Source organism: Pseudoalteromonas sp. RWi3, from assembly GCF_054960735.1.
Window position 1 is genome coordinate 1 of the sequence record NZ_JBHNYL010000041.1, and the last position, 954, is coordinate 954.

General features: G+C 40.1%; 1 protein-coding gene. It reads left to right on the plus strand.

The features are described 5' to 3' along the window. Positions 1 to 89 precede the first annotated feature (89 nt). Positions 90 to 954: transposase (locus ACFI4Z_RS19045; protein WP_462671889.1), on the plus strand; the 865-nt coding region annotated here is incomplete at its 3' end.

Below are 954 nucleotides of genomic sequence, written 5' to 3' on the forward strand. Positions count from 1 at the left end.
CAATAAAAAAGGACAGGCACAAGTTTTTTTGCAAAAATCATAGTATCAACTACTGTTATTACATACAGTGTAAATAAGGTTGGTATTTTATGACTCGCGCAAGAAAAAAGCTGATTGATTTAGCGTCCACATCTTATTATCACTTAATCTCACGATGCGTGAGACGCGCATTCTTGTGTGGTGATGATAAATACACAGGTAAAAACTTTGATCACCGTAGGGCGTGGTTAGTAGAGCGAATTAAGTTATTAAGTAGCGTGTTCGTCATAGAAATTGCTGCTTACGCGATAATGAGCAATCACTACCACCTTGTTGTGAACGTCAATAGACGTCAAGCACTAGATTGGTCTGATGATGAAGTAATTGAACGCTGGTATCAACTTTATAACGGCCATGTTTTAGTCGACCGCTATTTAAATGGTGAGCAGTTAGATAAGCCGAGTTTGCTCTTTTTCAATGAAATCATCGCTAAATGGCGTGCAAGGCTTTATGATATCAGCTGGTATATGAAAAACCTCAATGAGTACATTGCCCGCGAAGCCAATAAAGAAGATAACTGCACGGGCAAATACTGGGAAGGGCGCTATAAATCACAAGCATTATTAGATGAAACCGCAGTACTCAGTTGCATGGCCTACGTTGATTTGAACCCCATCAGAGCAAATATAGCCGATACGCTTGAAGACAGTGATTTCACCTCAATTCAAGAACGTATAGCGCATTTCAAAGCCTTTACCACAGACACGGTTAAAGCGAATAAACCCTTCAAACAAAAAGATACTGTTCAGCATGAAAGTCAACCAGCACAGCTAAAGCCATTTGGTGGTAATCATATTAAAGGCACGATCCCCTTTGCCTTACTGGATTACATTGAATTAGTCGACTGGAGTGGCCGCCACATAGATCCAAAGAAAAAAGGGCATATCAACAAAAGCATACCAAAAGTGCTCCTGA